This is a genomic window from Mesorhizobium sp. M1143 (assembly GCF_040318435.1).
Classification (GTDB): Bacteria; Pseudomonadota; Alphaproteobacteria; order Rhizobiales; family Rhizobiaceae; genus Mesorhizobium.
Map to the genome: position 1 here is coordinate 1 of NZ_JAMYMJ010000078.1, position 16,888 is coordinate 16,888.

Annotated in this window: 20 protein-coding genes and 2 pseudogenes; 5 read left to right on the top strand and 17 right to left on the bottom strand. The window is 62.1% G+C overall.

Going from position 1 to position 16,888, the window contains the following annotated elements:
• The 14 genes from NKH35_RS29140 to NKH35_RS32060 all read right to left on the bottom strand — a co-directional run.
• Positions 1-1,778 (bottom strand): conjugal transfer protein TraG (locus NKH35_RS29140; RefSeq protein WP_352917207.1); only part of this gene is annotated, 1,778 nt, incomplete at its 3' end.
• Between the two features lie 26 nt (positions 1,779-1,804).
• Complete coding sequence (locus tag NKH35_RS29145; RefSeq protein ID WP_023697513.1) at positions 1,805-3,544, bottom strand: relaxase/mobilization nuclease domain-containing protein; 1,740 nt, start codon at positions 3,542-3,544, stop codon at positions 1,805-1,807.
• Between the two features lie 243 nt (positions 3,545-3,787).
• On the bottom strand, positions 3,788-4,558 hold the full coding sequence (locus NKH35_RS29150) for a lytic transglycosylase domain-containing protein (protein ID WP_050588961.1): 771 nt from the start codon (positions 4,556-4,558) through the stop codon (positions 3,788-3,790).
• Between the two features lie 3 nt (positions 4,559-4,561).
• Entirely contained in the window at positions 4,562-4,897 is a 336-nt protein-coding gene (locus NKH35_RS29155; RefSeq protein WP_023690469.1) for a DUF736 domain-containing protein, read from the bottom strand.
• A 70-nt stretch (positions 4,898-4,967) separates the two neighbouring features.
• Positions 4,968-5,513 carry a S26 family signal peptidase gene (locus NKH35_RS29160; protein WP_023697510.1) on the bottom strand — a complete coding sequence of 182 codons (546 nt, stop codon included), beginning with the start codon at positions 5,511-5,513 and terminating at the stop codon, positions 4,968-4,970.
• Positions 5,510-6,031: a DUF2840 domain-containing protein gene (locus tag NKH35_RS29165; RefSeq protein ID WP_023673524.1), complete on the bottom strand. Its 522-nt coding sequence runs from the start codon at positions 6,029-6,031 to the stop codon at positions 5,510-5,512. The genes NKH35_RS29160 and NKH35_RS29165 overlap by 4 nt, the downstream gene beginning before the upstream one ends.
• Positions 6,028-6,270: a hypothetical protein gene (locus NKH35_RS29170; RefSeq protein WP_156936056.1), complete on the bottom strand. Its 243-nt coding sequence runs from the start codon at positions 6,268-6,270 to the stop codon at positions 6,028-6,030. The genes NKH35_RS29165 and NKH35_RS29170 overlap by 4 nt, the downstream gene beginning before the upstream one ends.
• Positions 6,267-7,427, bottom strand: a complete 1,161-nt coding sequence (locus NKH35_RS29175; RefSeq protein WP_023690467.1) for a replication initiator protein A — start codon at positions 7,425-7,427, stop codon at positions 6,267-6,269. The genes NKH35_RS29170 and NKH35_RS29175 overlap by 4 nt, the downstream gene beginning before the upstream one ends.
• Before the next feature lie 17 nt (positions 7,428-7,444).
• Entirely contained in the window at positions 7,445-7,726 is a 282-nt protein-coding gene (locus NKH35_RS29180) for a helix-turn-helix transcriptional regulator (RefSeq protein ID WP_023690466.1), read from the bottom strand.
• 140 nt (positions 7,727-7,866) lie between these two features.
• Positions 7,867-8,412: a DUF2285 domain-containing protein gene (locus NKH35_RS29185; protein WP_023673528.1), complete on the bottom strand. Its 546-nt coding sequence runs from the start codon at positions 8,410-8,412 to the stop codon at positions 7,867-7,869.
• Positions 8,384-8,632, bottom strand: a complete 249-nt coding sequence (locus tag NKH35_RS29190) for a transcriptional regulator domain-containing protein (RefSeq protein ID WP_084013101.1) — start codon at positions 8,630-8,632, stop codon at positions 8,384-8,386. Before NKH35_RS29190 ends, NKH35_RS29185 begins: the two co-directional genes overlap by 29 nt.
• A 134-nt stretch (positions 8,633-8,766) precedes the next feature.
• Positions 8,767-9,027, bottom strand: coding sequence for a DNA -binding domain-containing protein (locus tag NKH35_RS29195; protein WP_023673529.1), 261 nt, complete (start codon positions 9,025-9,027; stop codon positions 8,767-8,769).
• 175 nt (positions 9,028-9,202) lie between these two features.
• The gene (locus NKH35_RS29200; protein ID WP_023673530.1) at positions 9,203-9,529 is read right to left on the bottom strand and encodes a DUF736 domain-containing protein; all 327 of its coding nucleotides are present in this window, start codon (positions 9,527-9,529) and stop codon (positions 9,203-9,205) included.
• A gap of 613 nt (positions 9,530-10,142) precedes the next feature.
• Positions 10,143-10,880 (bottom strand): hypothetical protein, encoded by a 738-nt coding sequence (locus tag NKH35_RS32060; protein ID WP_023673531.1) that lies wholly within the window; start codon positions 10,878-10,880, stop codon positions 10,143-10,145.
• A 351-nt stretch (positions 10,881-11,231) separates the two neighbouring features.
• On the opposite strand from NKH35_RS32060, the gene NKH35_RS29210 reads away from it, so the two are divergent.
• Complete coding sequence (locus NKH35_RS29210; protein WP_023694917.1) at positions 11,232-11,510, top strand: hypothetical protein; 279 nt, start codon at positions 11,232-11,234, stop codon at positions 11,508-11,510.
• 53 nt (positions 11,511-11,563) lie between these two features.
• Here the strand turns inward: NKH35_RS29210 and NKH35_RS29215 are convergent.
• Positions 11,564-11,783, bottom strand: a pseudogene (locus NKH35_RS29215) (DUF768 domain-containing protein).
• 1,445 nt (positions 11,784-13,228) lie between these two features.
• Here NKH35_RS29215 and NKH35_RS29220 point away from each other — a divergent pair.
• The 3 genes from NKH35_RS29220 (at position 13,229) to NKH35_RS29230 (ending at position 14,030) form a co-directional block, all read left to right on the top strand.
• Positions 13,229-13,435 (top strand): CsbD family protein, encoded by a 207-nt coding sequence (locus tag NKH35_RS29220; protein WP_023690464.1) that lies wholly within the window; start codon positions 13,229-13,231, stop codon positions 13,433-13,435.
• 70 nt (positions 13,436-13,505) lie between these two features.
• Positions 13,506-13,685, top strand: a complete 180-nt coding sequence (locus NKH35_RS29225) for a hypothetical protein (protein ID WP_023697507.1) — start codon at positions 13,506-13,508, stop codon at positions 13,683-13,685.
• A gap of 54 nt (positions 13,686-13,739) precedes the next feature.
• Positions 13,740-14,030, top strand: a complete 291-nt coding sequence (locus NKH35_RS29230; RefSeq protein ID WP_031203328.1) for a helix-turn-helix domain-containing protein — start codon at positions 13,740-13,742, stop codon at positions 14,028-14,030.
• A 42-nt stretch (positions 14,031-14,072) separates the two neighbouring features.
• Here the strand turns inward: NKH35_RS29230 and NKH35_RS29235 are convergent, their stop codons facing one another.
• A complete protein-coding gene (locus NKH35_RS29235) occupies positions 14,073-14,480 on the bottom strand; it encodes a hypothetical protein (RefSeq protein WP_156936055.1) in 408 nt (135 codons plus the stop codon).
• A 143-nt stretch (positions 14,481-14,623) separates the two neighbouring features.
• Between NKH35_RS29235 and NKH35_RS29240 the strand changes: the two genes are divergently transcribed.
• Entirely contained in the window at positions 14,624-15,772 is a 1,149-nt protein-coding gene (locus NKH35_RS29240; RefSeq protein WP_023690463.1) for an ATP-binding protein, read from the top strand.
• Between the two features lie 706 nt (positions 15,773-16,478).
• Here NKH35_RS29240 and NKH35_RS29245 read toward each other — a convergent pair.
• Positions 16,479-16,888 (bottom strand): annotated as a pseudogene (locus NKH35_RS29245) (transposase); the annotation flags it as partial.

Below are 16,888 nucleotides of genomic sequence, written 5' to 3' on the forward strand. Positions count from 1 at the left end.
CCACCCCACCCCCCCAATCGCCGGCGCCCGGGTCTTTGGTGAAAACCCCCCTCCGCCCGGTCCTCCCTGCCGCCCGCCCCCCCCCCCCCCCCCGCCCCCCTCCCCCGGGCCGGCGGCAGGATACGTTCCCGGAAGCGAGCATCCTCATGATAGCGCGCCTTTTTGGCGCGGATCGGCGGCGCACCCGCGACCATGACGATCTCGTCGGTCGCCGGCAGCTGCATGACTTCACCCGGCGTGAGCAGCGGGCGAGCCGTCTCCGAGCGGGAGACCATGAGATGACCGAGCCACGGAGACAGCCGGTGGCCGGCATAGTTCCTCATGGCCCTCATCTCGGTCGCTGTTCCCAGCGCGTCGGACACGCGCTTGGCGGTGCGCTCGTCATTGGTGGCAAAGCTTACCCGGACATGACAGTTGTCGAGGATCGAATTGTTGGCGCCGTACGCCCTCTCGATCTGGTTGAGGGATTGAGCGATCAGGAAGCTTTTCAGCCCGTAGCCGGCCATGAAGGCGAGCGCCGATTCGAAAAAATCGAGGCGGCCAAGCGCCGGGAACTCGTCGAGCATCAGGAGCAGCCGGTGCCCTTTCGCCCTGACCTGCAGATCTTCAGTCAAGCGGCGGCCGATCTGATTGAGGATCAGGCGAATGAGCGGCTTGGTCCGATTGATGTCGGACGGCGGCACGACGAGGTAGAGTGTCGTCGGATGCTCGTCGTCGATAAGGTCGCTGATGCGCCAGTCGCAGCGGCGCGTGACCTCTGCCACGACAGGATCGCGATAGAGGCCAAGAAATGACATGGCGGTGGACAGCACGCCGGAGCGTTCGTTGTCTGATTTGTTCAAGAGCTCTCGCGCGGCGCTGGCGATGACCGGGTGCGGACCAGCCTGCCCCAGATGCGCGGTTTTCATCATCGCGGACAACGTCGATTCGATCGGACGCTTTGGATCGGAGAGGAATCCGGCGACGCCGGCAAGCGTCTTGACCGGCTCGGCGTAGAGGACGTGCAGGATCGCGCCGACCAGCAGGGCATGGCTGGTCTTCTCCCAATGGTTTCGCCTCTCGAGCGAGCCTTCGGGATCGACCAGGATGTCGGCGATGTTTTGAACGTCGCGGACTTCCCATTCGCCGCGACGCACCTCGAGCAGCGGGTTGTAGGATGAGGATTTGGGATTGGTGGGATCGAACAGCAGGACCCGCCCATGCATGGCGCGGAAGCCCGCGGTGAGTTGCCAGTTTTCGCCCTTGATATCGTGAACGACGGCGGAGCTCGGCCAGGTCAGCAGCGACGGGACGACCAGGCCGACACCCTTGCCCGAACGTGTGGGCGCAAAGCACAGCACATGCTCCGGTCCATCGTGGCGCAGATAGGCGCCGTCAAAGCGCCCAAGCACCACCCCATCGGAGCCGAGAAGGCCCGTTGCCTTGACCTCCTGCTTGTCGGCCCAGCGGGCGGAGCCGTAGGTCTCGACCTTCTTGGCCTCTCGAGCCCGCCAGACCGACATGCCGATGGCGACGGCGACGCAGGCGAAACCGCCGAAAGCCGCGATAAAGGCTCCCTCTACGAAGATCGACGGCGCGTAGGCATCGAAGCCATACCACCACCAGAAGAATGACGGCGGAAGGTAGAACGGAAAGCCCAGGACACGGAACCATGGCCTGCCCAGCTCGGGCTGGAATGCCAGGCGCCAGGCCACCCACTCCGTCGCGCCCCAGGTCGTGAACAGTACGATCATCAAGACGGCGAGGATCTGGCCCCAGAGAATTTTGGTGGCGGACATGCTGCAGTCCTTTCTTCAAATTGAGACTAGATGCCGAGGCCTCGCTTGCGGCCAAAACTCCAGTCGATGCCGTCGTCATTGCGAGCGACGCCAGAGACGTGGCTGCCAAGATGTTTTTCCAGGGACGGCGTCCAAGGCACCAGTTGGAAACCGAGGCCGTCATCGATCATGGCGAAGCGGCCGGAGGCGAGCGTGAAACGTTGCCGGTAGGAACCGGCCACAAACTCACCACTGCGAACGCGGTTGAACGGCTGGCCGGTTTCGGCCGAGAGCTTTTCGCCGAGCGCCTCCAACTCGCAGCGACGCAGCGTGTCTATCAGGTTGCGGGTGAAGGTTGTGCGTTGGCCATGCCGCTCGCCGAGGCCCCGTTGGACGAGGTGGTCGGCACGGAGCTGCATCGCCTGCCGCACCTCGGCGCCGAAGCCGCCTTCCGACAACGCAGTCGGTTCGCGGGCGATGTTCTGGCGATCGAGCCAGGTGGCGCCGGCGGCGGTAACCTGCCGCTCAATATCGAGATCGGAACGGACAGCGAGTGCTGCGCGCCCATGTCCCTGCGCGTCATGGAACTTGCGCAGCTCAACGATGGAACCCGGAGCGCTGTCGCCGGCGGCATCGAGATCGGACAGCTTGATGTGATGGGTGCGGCCGTCGGTGCCATCGATCACGGCGTAGGCACTGCCCTTCAACTCGTCATCGAGACCACGGTCGACCAGCCGACCGACGATTGGCGTGTCGAGGCGCTCCGCCGCGAGCACATAGGTCGCCGACCCGCGCTCGATGCCCTGTTCTGTCAGGGCGCGGTGCATCCGCTTGATGATGTCACCGCGTTCGCCAAGCTCGCGCAGCGTCGCCTCGGCCTTTTCGTCGATCCTCCATTGGCCTGGGCCGACCTGTTCGGCAAGGCCAAGCGTTTCGAGCTTGCGCGCCCGCCCGACCTTCAGCACGTGATACTCATCGGGCTGAGCGCTCGCCGGGGACGCAAGATCGACAACGCCTGTGTCGCGGCAATCGCGAACAAGCTGCCGGTCAAGCTGGGTCCAACGTTCGGCCTCGACCTGACGCTGCAGATTGCGGCGGATGTCGAGATCGGTGCGCGGGCCGAGCTCCTGGGTAACGAGGTCGGCGGCGCGGGCGCGCATTCCCTCCTTGATGTAATCGCGGGAGATCACGAGATCCTGCCCGTCATCAGTGCGGCCGCGCAGGATGATGTGAAGGTGCGGATTGTCGGTGTTCCAGTGATCGACGCCAGCCCAATCCAGTTTCGTGCCGAGGTCCTTTTCCATCTGACCCATCAGATCGCGGGCGAAGGATTTGAGGTCCGCCATGTCGACGGCATCTTCCGGCGAGACGATGAAACGGAAGTGGTGCCGATCATCGCCGCACCGCTCGGCAAAAGCACCGCCATCCACCTCCCCGTCCTCCGGCCCGAACAGCCTTGCCTTCTCCCCGTCCCGGGTGACGCCCTCGCGGCGCAGATAGGTGAGATGAGCGGCAAGCGGGGCGCCGCGCGCGTGATGGCGCACCAGCCGTGTCTTGATGATCACGGCTCGCGAGCGGCCGGTGAGGAGACGATTGGCGCGCACGCTCGCCGAGCGGCCACGCCCGAAGGTCGAGCGATTGCCCGGGCTGATCCGGCCGGAGCGAGAGATGCGGGCGCCGGCCTTCCGGGCGGCGGCAAGCGCCTGCGCGATGAAGGGCCTGGCGCGCTGGGCACTGGGCGAGCGGATGCGGCCGGGCCGGATGCGGAAACCATCCTCGTCAGTCATCGTGAAGATCCGCACATCGTCTCAAGGCACCGAAATCACAGGTGAAACGGTGTTCCGGCGAGGTGCGCCACTTGTTCGCACCTCGCGGAAATGCCACATAACCTCTTGAAACAGCACAACCGATCGACGCCGCACCTCGCGGCCTTTTATCTCGCCATCCTTCGGTTGTTCTGCACATTTTCCGCCTCCACCCACGCCATGGTGCGCTGGAGCTTGCGGTTGCGCAAAGACGCCCATGTGCGCTCATGGCTGTATCCCTTCGCCCGCTCGCGCCACGAAGAGGCCTTCGGACAGCGGCACGATGGCGGACACATCGCGCACGGTGGGCGCAGAGCTCGCGTCATTTGGTGGTCGCTCGGTTGGCACCCGAGCGACAGCTTGTTTGCGATCCGGCTGACCGACGAACAGCGAGCCGCGCTTCCAGGGAATGGCCTCGACAGACGTAACGGCGAAAGGGCGCATACCCTCGCTTTCACCGATCAGGGGCGCAAATGCGGCGACATAGGCGCGGGTCTCGGCCGGTAACGGACGCCCAGTGAGGTAGGCCTGGTAGCGTGCAGGTCCCGCATTGTAGGCGGCCAGAAATCCCGGAGAGCCGAAGCGATCGTGCAGTTCGCGCAGGTACGCCGTTCCAGCCAGGATGTTGTCCCGGGGATCGAATGGATCGCGGCCAAGCGACCAGCGGGCGCGCAGATAGTCCCATGTTCCGGGCATGATCTGCATCAAGCCGCGGGCGCCTGCGCTGGAGACGGCACGCATATCGCCCGCACTCTCCTTGCGCATGATGGCGCGTATCAACGCGGTCGGGACGCCGAAGCGGTGCGAGGCTTCTGCGATATGCGCGCCGAACGGATCGCGTTGCGACGATCGTGTGAGAGGTGTTTCCTGCGCCACTGCCGCCGGCATGACGGTCGCGACGGACAGGCCGCAAAGGAGGAGCAGAGCCATGCGCCAGGCAGCGCGAAGCGGCCCGGGCGCACCGCGATGGCTCGTCGACGGACGGCGAGCGCGCATCGTTCAATCCTTCTCGCTACGGTCGCGCGGGCGCGCCCAGTGCAGCGACCAGGACGTCTTGTCGTCGCCATTGCGAAAGAGGTTGGCGCGTATCGGCTGCGCGAAGGTCGGGTCGTCGAGCTGGATCGAGACATAGTCTCCGGCCTTTTCGCTGGAGCGTTTCCAGCCGGCGCCGATCTCGGGGCCGTCCTCGCTTGCGGCGTGAATGCGGTAGTCAGGCGCATTCTCCGTTTCGCTCGCCTCTGCCGCCACAATGGCAATATCCAGGTTGAGGCTGAGCGTGTGGATGCGCCCGCTATAGCCAGTCTTCTGGCGCGTGAATTCTCCGATCTGTTGCATGTCAGGCTCCTGTTTTCGAGTCGTGCGGTGATGAAGACTGGCGCCACGACGCGCGCCGCTGGTCGCGCGCTCACCGCGTTGGCGCGCGCCATTCGAAGCGGCCGTTGCCGTCCTCGTCTGTCCACAGCGGAACGGCGCGGCCGATGATCCGTCTGGTGGAGAGGAGGCCGAAGTAGCGGCCGTCGAAGCTGTCGCGGACATGCCGGTTCATCAGGAAGACTTCGCCGCTCGCGATGCGGCGGCAGCCCTGCCAGACCGGCAGGTCACGACCGGCCCGGTCACGCGTCAACGCCATCCCCGCCTCGATACCATCGACCGTGATGGTGAGGTTCGAGCGACAGACCCGTTGCCCCGATACGCCAAGGATGCGCTTCAGGAGTGGCACGCCCCTCGGCAGATAGCCGCGATCGGCGAGGAACGCCGCGAGCGGCTCGGGCGCGTCGACGGCCACAAGATCGGCGACCTCGAAGGGTCCGTCGAAGTCGATCGTGTAGAAGCCGATCGGTGCGCTGGCTGACGCATTCCAGATGAGCTTCGCGGGCATCGAAGTGAGGCCGGGATAACCGACGCCCATGGTTGCGATAACGCTGGCTAAGATGATCCCGGCGCGCGTCACGGCTCAGTCCTCTTGCGCAGCAGGAAGGCACGATGTTGGTCGAGTGTGTAGCTGCGCGGCGCATTGCCGGCGGTTATCCGGTTGTGGATGTGCCGCCAATGATCAGGCGACACCAACTCAGGCTCGATGCCGAGGCGCTGGATGGCGTCAATCGCCTGCAGCACGCGTTCGACCTTGGGCCAGCTCTCGACCTTCAGCAGGATGTCGCCGCCGGGTCGCACGAAGGGCAGTGTCTGATAGGCTTCGCCAGACGCGACCGCACGCACGATGTCGATGCGTGAGATGATCGTTCCGAAGTCGTTCGCCGCCCATCGCACGAAGGCGAAGACCACGCCGGGACGATAGGACAGGATCCGCCGGCGACGATCGACGATCTGTTCCTGGGCGGGCGTGCCGAACCGTATCCAGTTCTCGATCCTCTTCTCGACCCAGGTCAGTTCGACATGGACGAGATTATCGGCAGCGTGGTGCGTGGCCGGGAATGCGCCGCGCGTGCGGGGAGCCGCAATGCCAGTCATTTCGGTTCTCCTGATGTGGTGGGAATTTCGCGCGCGAGCCTCGCGCGCAGCGTTTCGGCGACGATGACGTCGTTCTCGAAAGCGGCGATGCGTGCGCGCTCCTGAGTCGTCATGTCGGTGGTGGGGCGCACGACGAAGGTCGCGAACTGATTTCCCTTGCAGGCCAATTCACCGGCGAGATGCAGCGTCAAAGTTGCCTTCCCGACACGGCTCTTTCGATTTAGGGGTGCGGCGCTCATCGGGCGGCTCCCGAGCGCGGATCAAGCGGCGGAGTCGGACCTTCGGAAGCGCTGGTTGCCGTGATGCGACCGCCAGAAACCGTCGACGTGTTGGGGGTGTTGTTGGTGGTTACGCTGAGTGCGTGGCTGGCTCGCCGTACGAGCCTCTGCCCATCTTGCGCGCGCGCTTCAAAGTTAGAATCTGGGTTAGAGTCTAAGTTAAGGGCGCGATTTCGGCTTTGCTTTCCCAGGGTTAGGCGCCGTTTCGGTTCCTGATAGCACGAGCCTGCGGTTCCCGATGGCACGATAGGTCCGGTTCCCGATAGCACGAGGCCGTCCACAGGCCTTCCACAGGAGCCGATCCGCTCGAAGGCAAGCAGAACCCGGCCGCCAATCTCCACTTCCAGCGCAAGGGTGTAGCCGGGCAGCGGCTGGCGGCGGATGATGTCGCGCAGCTCGAAGGCAAAGCGCTTGTGGGGCGACAGGCTGCCGGATTTCTGGTGAAGGTGACGGAAGTCGAAGCGCCAGCCGTCGGGCTGGCGTCCGCCGTGCTTGCGCACCAGCCGATAGAGCCAGCGCTCCAGCCCGCCAGTCAGGTCGAAATAAGCGCGGTCGATCGTCAGCACGAGCGCGTCATCGAGGACTGCCTGGTAGAACCAGTCGGGGACGATCAACTCGATCCCCGCGGGTTTGCCATGGCGATCGATGCGCTCCTGCCACTCATTGATCCATGAGAAGCGGTGACGCCGGCCTTCGGCGGGCTGACGAATCGTCGTCGAGACGGTGGTCGACTGCAGCCGGTCAAGCCCCGCCTTCAGGCGCTGATAGTCGCGCAGGCTCTTGCCGCGGCCGACGAAGGTGAGAATCTCATAGGGTGTGGCGGCCATCAGGCGCGAGGTGCGAAGGCCCGCGTCGCGCGCCTCGACGATCTGGCTTGCGGCCCAGATCAGGATGTCGGCGTCCCAGATGGTCGCCATGCCATGATCGGGCACGGCTTCGACCCGGATCGTGACGTTGCCGGCCGCAAAATCGATCGGGGTGATGCGATGCGTCTTGGAAAGGGAGAAGAACGGATAGGCCATGAGATCCTGCGCGTCTCGTGGGGCGAAGTCGCCAGGCAGCGCCCGGAACAGGTCGAGCTGCCCGCGCTCCGAAAGGGATTGGTTTCGAGCCACCATTGGAAATCCGCGCGCGGTCAGCGTGCGTATCGTCCGCCGTGCGTCGGCGGCGTCGGCGTGTGACGCTTGGCCGGCAGGACCGACCCCCGCGGATCGGATGTAGACGTGACAGCGCCGCGTTCGGCCCACGCCTGAAGATCGTCGACGGCATAGACGACACGGCCGCCGAGCTTGCGGTAGGAAGGACCAGTGCCATAGGTCCGGTGCTTTTCGAGCGTGCGGGCGGACAGGCTGAGGAAATCCGCGGCCTCCTTGGTGCGCAGGAAGCGCGGCGGCAAAACGGCGATATCGGGTCGCATGGGTCGAACCTCCGTGGGGTCTTGGGCAGCCGCTGGCGTTCAGCGGTGGGCGGAGACCACGGTGGCGGAGAGTAAGCTTCGTCAGGGATGGGGAAGTTGAGGGGGGCTAAAACTCCACCCCTTTTGCGCGGCCAGACCCGCTAGGATCGGCGGCGATGACGCAGGATTTGCAAATAGCCACCGCCGATCATGGCGGTGGCACCTTCGACCAGGCCGATCACCGCGTCGCGCAGTGCGGAAGTTTTCCAGGGATCGGCAGCGACGCGCTTAGACCCGTAAAGGGCGACGGCAATGTCGCGGTAGCTCGCGCCATTCGAATGGCCGTCAGCGGCCTGCATCATCAGACGAAAGCGGCGGCGCTGCTGCGGGGTCATCCGCGTGTCCGAAGGTTTGGGGCGCCCCTGCAACGAACGCCAGAAACGGGTGAGTGCTTCGATCCGTCCCAATGTTTCTGCGTCCAAGGGGATCAGCGCCGCCAGGTGACCGTGCGGGTCACTGCCGGGCAGAAGGAGAAGTTGGGTGACGACACCTGCACTATGGACAGTGTGGCGTCCTTCCGGGCTGTCGTGGACCACGCCCAGGCCGGTCAACGGCGCCGATCGCAAGGACGACAGGAATTCCGGCGCCGGCACGAGAGAAACCACAGCTGGATCGACGTCAGGCGACCACAGAACGTCTTGCGCCAAGGCGGACAAATCCGGCGTGGCCGGGAAATCGCAACCCCCACTGCCGCTGTGCCTCAGGGTGGAAGGGTGCTTTTTCGGATCTTGTGGTAAGGAGCGCTTGGTAGTGCCGTTGATAGGGTTGGTGACGCCGCAGACACTCCCAGGCGAGCCCTTCGATAGGTAATGTATCAAAATAATCATAGCTGGCATTGTCTCGCCAATGCGACGTATCCGGCCTCATCCAAGAGCTCCTCGCAAACAACGCGTAGACCCCGCCTCCAAACGATTCCGGGTTGTAGCGATTGGCGGAAGACCCTTGCCGGGCATCGGGTGATGCCACTTCGGCATCACCCGCGAACCACAGGCGCTGTGGTGCTAGTTGCCGGGTCGACGCAAGAGATGACGGTAGCCTGCACGCGCCATCCAGCGCGCTCGCGCCAGATGGCTGTCGTGGATGCGCCGGGCGCGTTGTGGCTCCTTCGTCAGATCAATGCCGAAGAGGATTTCGACCACCTCGCGCCAGTCCGCGCCGTCGTCGGCGGCGTCAAGCAGGCGCACATAGAGCTTGACGTGTTCCCGATCGTATTCGGTGAGTTCGTCACTGGTCGGCGCGGTTTCGTCAAACGGCTCGATCATCGCTTGCCTCGTCTTCACAGTGAAAGCCTGCATTTTATAGAAACAACAGCGCCGATGGAGGACGGTTGATAAGCATCAGGCGATGCGGTTTCGGCATCGCTCTCGGCTTGAGTGAATCGAACCGGACGTCCGCGGAAGAAGGCCCCCGGCGTCCGGCCGGGGCCTGCGCGGGTCCTTAGTCACCCCGCCGCGCGTTCGGGCGGGACCAGATGAGCGAGAAACCCTCCCCTTCCTCGTCGTCGAAGAGGTTGGCGTAGATCGGGGCGTTGAAGCTCGGATCGTCGAGCTTGAGACCCAGGTAATCGCGGCCTTCGTTGGAGGTCTTCGACCAGGCGGCGCCGATCTCGGCGCGGCCGACCAGCACCCGGTGGCTGGGAGCGTTCTCGCCGGTGGCGCGTGTGTCTGGGACGATGCGCACGTTCTTGGCTTGGACGCTGAGGGTGACGATGTCCCCGGTGAATTCGTTCGAGGCGGTCTTCTTGAAGGTGCCGATGGTAGCCATTGTAAGTCTCCGTTTTCTGTTCCCGAGCCCGCACCATGCGGCCTCGATGGCGATCGGGTGGCCGAAGGCGACCGACGACGCATCGCTTGCGACCGGAGCAACGCGGAGGACGGCGCAGGAACGACTTTCTTGTCTCGCGAGGAATGGCGGCGCTCGGGGTCCCCATGCGCTTGCGGATTGGGGTGGGAGCCGGCAGGGGAAGAAAGTCGAGATGCGCCGTTGCGGCCTAGGCGGTCGAGGCTTCAGCCGTCGTTCGGCCAGATCAGCCCATTGAAGAGGCCGTTTGGAGCGCTCTTGGGACAGATTGGGAACGGAGACGTTGGCGTGCAACGCGCCTCCGGCAGATCGCTACAGGCTTCACCGGCATCGCCCACGCATTCCAGGCACAGATTCCGCGCACCTGCAACGCCGCCGCCACCGCGCGCGCTGCCGTCCTGCTACCGACTTGTCGGTCTGCCATGGGCATCGACCAAAGAAAGTCCAAGTCCCAGACGGGGCCGCGCCGGCACGTGGCCGTTGCTCGATCCTGGCATGGAACCCGATTGCTCCAACCACCGATAATGAGGAGGCTAGGCCTTCGTCGGTCTGGTCCACCTGCGCCGCCCGCGGGGGTCTAGGCTCGAACCACGTCCCTGCCGGATTGGTCGGCTGACGTCATGCCCGCGACCCGCAGATATGCCGTGACGCCGACGGCGGTCGCGCCAATGACGGAGAAGACGACCTGCCAGGTTTCCGAAGGCATCATGTGCTTCGCGATGCCATGGGTGGCATGGTAGCCGGCAACCATCGCAGGCGCGACGAAGACAAGCGTGATCGCCAGCTTCGCCCACATGGAGCTGATAACGCCGAGGAGGATTTGGCCGACGCCGAGCGTCAACCCGGCTGCCAGGATGCCGACGAGGATCGCGCCAAGCCAGCCGGCGCCGGTGTTGAATGCCCACGTACCTGCGCTGACCCCTGCGAACAACGGAAGGGCGAAGATAGCAAGCGTGAAGAGCAACCAGCACAGGATGCCGATGGCCGCGATACAAACGAACATGCCGAGGATGATCATGGTGGTGTCTCCGAGAATAGCTCTGGCGATTGCGCCTTCCACCACCACCGCAACGCCGCGCAGAGCATAGCAACGAAAAGCACCGGCGAGATGCCAAAGCTCTGTTTCGCCAGCGGCAATGTTAGCCCCGTCCTGGGGCGAACGGTCGATTTCGCCGATGATGGCGGTGTCGTCGCCGTCATACTCGTTCGCCGGCACGACCGAGAGAGTGCCGTCGCCGGCACGAAAGATGACGATGGCGACCATGAGGGTGGCGGCGAGGCTGAAGGCGAAGGCATGCGCGTCGGCGAGGGACATCGATCCGGCTCCTGTTTGAAGCGGAGGACCCTCCCCCGCTGACAGGCGCCCGATGTGTTCGGCGGATGGCCGCAATCACCGCGAAGGCGAAGCCGGAGCGGCGGCACGCTTCGCGTAGTCCGACCCCTTGCGGGTTGATGGCGTCAGGCCGTCGGCTGGACCAAGGATCAGCGCAATGGATCGCGGGGGTGGGGTCATCTTCAAGTCAGGAGCAGCGGCGTCGTTAGCGCGACGCTTATGTTCCATGAGAGTCTGAGCAAGCCGCCGCGCGATGTGGCGGGCGTCGAGCGATAAACCGGACGGCCATGAACGCGCTGGGTCCCGTTGGAAGCCGCCACGCTGAAAATGAGGATGAAGCTGGGCGATGACGCTGTGCAGTTGCGGTGGCAGGCCCAATCCAGCTCTCTCGGCGTAACGAGCGGCCTTGCCGAGATCGTGCCCGATATGGCGGCGATTCCAGCGATCGTCGGTCGCTGTTCTGAGAAGATGCGACTTCAGGAGCAATTCAATGGCGATGGCGATGGCGTGAAGGGCCGCATTGCGCCTGCCCAGATCCGCCGCCCGGTCAGCGCCATCGAGGCACACTGCGGCATTGCGCAAGAAGGTGTCGGCCAGCGCGATGTCCGGTGAAGCTATCGGGAAAGGATAAGAGCGACGGCTTGAAGAATGCCGTGCCTCCCCTGCTAATTTATAGGGGGGGTAAGTTCCGAAGGCGCATCGACCAGCGTCCGATATAGGCTGTCAACTTCTTCGTCGATCTCTTCGCGCCTGATCCCGAGCGCCTTAGCGTCGGCGTACAATTTGTGTGTGTACTCACTTATCGAAACCGTGTCGGCCTTCGCCGTTTCGGGGAGATTGTTGCCGATCCCAGCGATCGAGGAAATTGATACCGCGTGTACTCATGGAGCCTTAAGCTCCATTAAGCGCTTAGGTTCCGGCTGTTCGGTGGCGAGGTCATAGACTAGGCTGTTCGCAGCCGCCGAAGTAGCTTTTGACCTTCAATCAGGCCGCACGTCGGCCCAATCACTATGAATTGGCTTCGCACCAAAAATCCATGTGTGAGATGTAAGGCAAGAACCCCCATCGGAGTCCGTGAGTTCGACCTGGAGGATGATACCACCCCCGAACAGGCGTCATCGATCATACAGAAAGATGACGCACGACAGTCGCCAGTGATCGGGACCGACGAGACCGCGAAACAGATAGTCGCTCTGCTTCAGCGCGTCTCTCGCTGATTTCGTCAAGTTGCTCGCTTCGGGGGAGCTTCCAATCCTAGACGAGAAGACTGATCGCCAGCGAAAGCGACGGCATCTGCTTCATATTCGAATGCTCGGGAATACGTTTCACCGTTCCTCCCTATGATGCGAACAACCCACTCGCCCAACGAATGGCGGATCTCTAAGAAGAGGGAAGACGAAGGCGGCGGCCGGTACGTGACGCTGTGCAATGCCCTCGGGAGGCCTGTCCCGCCAAAATCGGCACCATCGGAGGAATGAACTTCACGCATGCACTGACTCCCGAGACCGCGAGTCAATTAGCGCGTGCTTAATTAGTTCCAGAACGTTTTAACGAATCGTTGACCGCGCTGTCCCATTATAGGACGGCGCGGTCAAACCCCAACCTTGGCTGCGCAGGCGGCTTCGGCATTGAGTTCCACCCCGAACTGTCGGAGCCGCCACCCACATTTCACAATTTACCAGCAATGGTTGAATCAACCGTTACTGCACGTGCTTTCAATGGCGCTTCCCTGATCGTTAGACTTTGACGGAACAAACAGGGGATTCACAGGTTCGGCGTTCGAGACTCGACCGATGGAAGCGATCTTCGATGACATCGCCAACGCCCTCAGAGCGCCCCGCCAAGACGTGTGGCGCCCTGTCCGGCGCCTTCGCCATCGATATGGTCGGCGAACTCAACTCCCCACGTACGCCGCGTCCTGGCTGCGTCAAGGAAGCTCTTGGAACAGATGGCCGAACGCGAAGACCCCCCGCCGCCAAGTTGAGGCGGCTTCTATGGAAATCCGCTCATCTGACGCCAGAGCAGCGCTGGCAGGTCCATCAACCGGCTACCCTCAGAAGCAGTGCGACACCGACTCCATAAGGGATGAACACAGCCGCCAACGCGACCCAGATGCCCGGATCGGCGAGCACGTGCATTTCCTTGCGAAGCTGTTCCAGACCAACGGCAAAAGGCCGGCTGTGTTCCCAAACCGGAAAAGGCCGGCGCACACATGCGGTCGACGGGCATTAGGTTCCATTGCTAGATCACAAGCAAGCGCGCTTACCTGCAGCGGAACCTGACAGCCATACGACCGTTATTCGAAAGGACAACGAAAGGAGATCGCCATCATGGACTGGAATCGCGTCGAAGGAAATTGGAAGCAATTCAAAGGTAAGGTCAAGGAGCAGTGGGGCAAGCTCACTGATGATGATCTCGACCGCATAGCCGGCAACCGCGATCAGCTCGAAGGTACGATCCAGGAACGCTACGGCATTGAGAAGGATCGCGTGCGGCGAGACGTCGACGACTGGTATGGTCGACAAGACTCGTATTAGGACGGTGCGCCGTTCGGATCGACCTTGTCGGCTTCCAGCCGCGTTGATCTCCACAATGGAGATTGTAGAAATGTCCATCCACAAAGAAGACTATCGAACGAACAAGGCTGACTACCTGATAGCGAAAAGGCCAGATCTGGTTGAGAAGACCAAGCCGAAAAAGAAGACGTTGCGGCGTGACGATCAGCGTTCCGCAAAGTTATTGGAAAACCCCGCCGCGTTACCCGAGAGGCCGGCATCACGCCGTTAGAAATCGCAGAAGGTCAAGAGGAACATTTAAGCGATATTGAATGTTCGACTGTTTATGGACAGCCGAACCGTACTCTCAGCAGATCAATCCAGAGCAGCACGAGCCCTACTGAACTGGTCGCGTGTGCGACTTGCCGCAAAGGCAGATCTTAGCGAAATGGCCATCAGCGATCTTGAGAACGGATTCAGGAAATCGCGTCCCCACAACATCGCGGCGATCCGCAAAGCGTTTGAAGACGCCGGAATCGTCTTCACCGTCGAAGGCACTCCATCGCTCGCCCGCTCAGAAGGTGGCAGCGGCCTCGCCACCGACAATAGACAGTGGCGCCGGCGGCAGAGAAAATAATAAGGGCGAAAAGCCTACTCAGGAGCGTCTTAGGCTCGGAACTCATACCGGAAGGCTCGCAATGCGGAGCGCTGATTTACGGCTTTGAAGATTGCCGATCTCGTCGACCAAGGTCAGGCCGCTCAATCTGCGATCGAACTCTATGGGCTTGAAGCGCCGACCGCCGTGGCGCACTGCGCTTTGGAGGCACATTTCGACGGCCGACCAAATGACTTCCGCTTTTGGTGCGATGTCTTTCACCAACTGAGAAGACCAAACTGACGGAACTTTTGCCGCGGAATCGTGTTCGTTCGAGCATGACCAGAATAGCAGCCCTTGGCCCACGCATCCCCGGCAAACCACATTCGCCGGCAGACGGACAAGACCGTTTCGACCTTTGGCCCGATATGCGGCCAGCAGGTTGACCGCCGCGACTTCCGTCAAGTGATGTGGCACGAGCAACCAGATCACGAGCCGCTTGAATGGACGCTTAGAGCAGTTCAGATTTTGACTGAATCTGCGGGATTCCCGTGAGAGTGGTTTTGTGATTCAAGATGCTGGCTGGATCGGAGGCCAGCATCAGATGACGGCTCCCCCTCAACGTCCGCAGGAATTTGGAGGATCAGCTGCGCCAAAGCCAGAAAATGGAGGCGGTGGGGCAACTCACGGGCGGTATCGCGCACGACTTCAACAACATGTTGGGAGTTGTCATCTCAGGACTCAACTTGATCCAGCGGCGCGTCGACCGCGGCGAGCCCGGCGTGCACCAACTGATCGCAGCCGCGACCGAGGGTGCCCACAAAGCTGCCATGCTGACGCAAAGGCTACTGGCTTTTTCCCGGCAGCAGCCGCTTTCCCCTGAATCCCTCGACGTCGGCCGGATGGTGCAGGATATGTCGGAGCTTTTGCGCCGGACCCTGGGCGAGCACGTAACACTCAATACGGTCGTGCAATCCGATGACGGTGCAGTGCTCGCTGATCCCAGCCAACTCGAAAATGTCCTCGTAAATCTGGCGGTCAACGCTCGCGATGCCATGCCGGAGGGCGGAACCCTGACAATCGAAACCTCTGCACTCCTGGTCGACCAGTCGGTTGCTGCAGATCATGGCATTTCCCCCGGCCCCTACGTCCTTATTGCGGTGAGGGACACGGGCTCGGGTATGAGCGCGGAGGTTCTGGAAAGAGCCTTCGAGCCGTTTTTTACCACCAAAGGTGTCGGCAAGGGAACCGGCCTTGGGCTGAGTCAGGTGTTTGGCTTCGTCAAGCAGTCCGGTGGCTATGTCAAAATCGATTCAAAACTGGGGGTGGGGACTACCATCAGCATCTGGTTGCCAAGGCACAATGGTCCCGCCGATGGAGCACGGCGGGCGAACAGCCAAGACGTTGCCAATGGCAAGCCAGAGGAATTGATCCTCGTCGTCGAGGACGAGGCGAGTGTAAGACAACTGACAATGCAAATGCTCGAGGATCTCGACTATTCGGTGATTTCTGCTGAGAATGGGGTTGAAGGCCTGCGCATTCTTGAGGATCGAGGAGACGTTTCCTTGCTGCTGACGGATGTTGTCATGCCCGGAATGAACGGTCGGGAATTTGCGGATGCTGCCGTTGAATTGCGGCCTGACTTGAGGGTGCTCTTTACGTCCGGTTACGCACGTGATGCCATAGTTCGCAATGGGATCATCGATCCAAACGTTCAACTCCTGCAGAAACCCGCTACCCTCCAAGCTCTCGCCCAGAAAGTCAGATTGGTTCTGGATAACTAGCCATTCGGCAACCGGCCGTTCCGGTTTTCAGGCAAGAGGGTAGCGCGCTCGACCTGTCATATTAGACGCAAAGCGGTCATTGAGCTCTATTGAGAGCTTCGGGTCACCACGAGCGTCCGCGGTGATGCCGCCGACATTTCTCCTCGGGTCTCTACCGACGTGGTCGCGGGTGCAACAATCTGTTGCACAACTCTGCTATCTGTCCCGCCAATGCCTGACCCTCAACTTGCTCACCCCTGAATAAGTCATCGCTCGCTGTCACGGCCAGGTAAGCGACGGGACTCTTCGAACGGGCGCGTTGCATGCGGATCAGGCCATCGTTCCTCAAGATCAGCAAAGCAATCATCTATCCCAGCGGCGAGTGGATCGCTGGGACAAATCGATCGTGGTCGTCTGCAAACAAAGACGCGAACTGCCGCGGGAGAAGAAGACGGCACGGCCAGAGTAAGCAGAGAGGCGGTTCATTCGCCCGAGAGGCGTGGGTTAGAGAAATATGCGTGCGAATCCGTGCTCGATCGGGGCGTCACAGTTTTCATACATAACTAACCCGCTCGATACCCTTTGCGAACGCAGCGTCACGTCTAATCAGAATGGCTTTGAAGAGCGTGACTTGAGCATCTCTGTCGCGGGTGTTTTGGGGGTTAAATCCGCCCTTCCCTACGGTTGTGTGCGTCAAGTTCTGCAAAATGGGCGATCATGAAACTGGTCATGCGGCTTGGCGTAGAGCGAGCTTCTTGTGCTCGCGCAGATCATCCATGTTGATATAGCGGTTGGCCTCCATCCAGTTTTCATTGGTTTCGACGGCCAGCTGACCAGGCGCAGGCGCAGGCAGCTTTCGGCGTTCGGGAAGATGCGCACGACATAGGTGCGCCGGCGGATTTCCTCGTTGAGCCGTTCAAGCATGTTGGTGGACTTGAGGTGCTTGTGATGCTGACGCGGCAGCCGGAAGAAAGTCAGCGTCTGTTCTATGGCTTCTTCCGCCCAGGTGGTCAGCCGCGGGTAGCGGGCGGACCATTTGGACAGCCATGCGGCAAGATCAGCCCTGGCCTCTGCGAGATCGCGCCGGTCGTAGAGCCAGCGCAATTCCTGCAGGCAGTCGTCGCCGTGCTTCCTCGG

Excerpts from the sequence above, each read along its gene's own strand:
- NKH35_RS29145 (WP_023697513.1), bottom strand. The coding sequence starts at position 3,544 with ATGACTGACGAGGATGGTTTCCGCATCCGGCCCGGCCGCATCCGCTCG.
- NKH35_RS29150 (WP_050588961.1), bottom strand. The coding sequence starts at position 4,558 with ATGCGCGCTCGCCGTCCGTCGACGAGCCATCGCGGTGCGCCCGGGCCG.
- NKH35_RS29155 (WP_023690469.1), bottom strand. The coding sequence starts at position 4,897 with ATGCAACAGATCGGAGAATTCACGCGCCAGAAGACTGGCTATAGCGGG.
- NKH35_RS29165 (WP_023673524.1), bottom strand. The coding sequence starts at position 6,031 with ATGACTGGCATTGCGGCTCCCCGCACGCGCGGCGCATTCCCGGCCACG.
- NKH35_RS29170 (WP_156936056.1), bottom strand. The coding sequence starts at position 6,270 with ATGAGCGCCGCACCCCTAAATCGAAAGAGCCGTGTCGGGAAGGCAACT.
- NKH35_RS29175 (WP_023690467.1), bottom strand. The coding sequence starts at position 7,427 with ATGGTGGCTCGAAACCAATCCCTTTCGGAGCGCGGGCAGCTCGACCTG.
- NKH35_RS29180 (WP_023690466.1), bottom strand. The coding sequence starts at position 7,726 with ATGCGACCCGATATCGCCGTTTTGCCGCCGCGCTTCCTGCGCACCAAG.
- NKH35_RS29190 (WP_084013101.1), bottom strand. The coding sequence starts at position 8,632 with ATGAGGCCGGATACGTCGCATTGGCGAGACAATGCCAGCTATGATTAT.
- NKH35_RS29195 (WP_023673529.1), bottom strand. The coding sequence starts at position 9,027 with ATGATCGAGCCGTTTGACGAAACCGCGCCGACCAGTGACGAACTCACC.
- NKH35_RS29200 (WP_023673530.1), bottom strand. The coding sequence starts at position 9,529 with ATGGCTACCATCGGCACCTTCAAGAAGACCGCCTCGAACGAATTCACC.
- NKH35_RS32060 (WP_023673531.1), bottom strand. The coding sequence starts at position 10,880 with ATGTCCCTCGCCGACGCGCATGCCTTCGCCTTCAGCCTCGCCGCCACC.
- NKH35_RS29210 (WP_023694917.1), top strand. The coding sequence starts at position 11,232 with ATGAAGCTGGGCGATGACGCTGTGCAGTTGCGGTGGCAGGCCCAATCC.
- NKH35_RS29220 (WP_023690464.1), top strand. The coding sequence starts at position 13,229 with ATGGACTGGAATCGCGTCGAAGGAAATTGGAAGCAATTCAAAGGTAAG.
- NKH35_RS29225 (WP_023697507.1), top strand. The coding sequence starts at position 13,506 with ATGTCCATCCACAAAGAAGACTATCGAACGAACAAGGCTGACTACCTG.
- NKH35_RS29230 (WP_031203328.1), top strand. The coding sequence starts at position 13,740 with ATGGACAGCCGAACCGTACTCTCAGCAGATCAATCCAGAGCAGCACGA.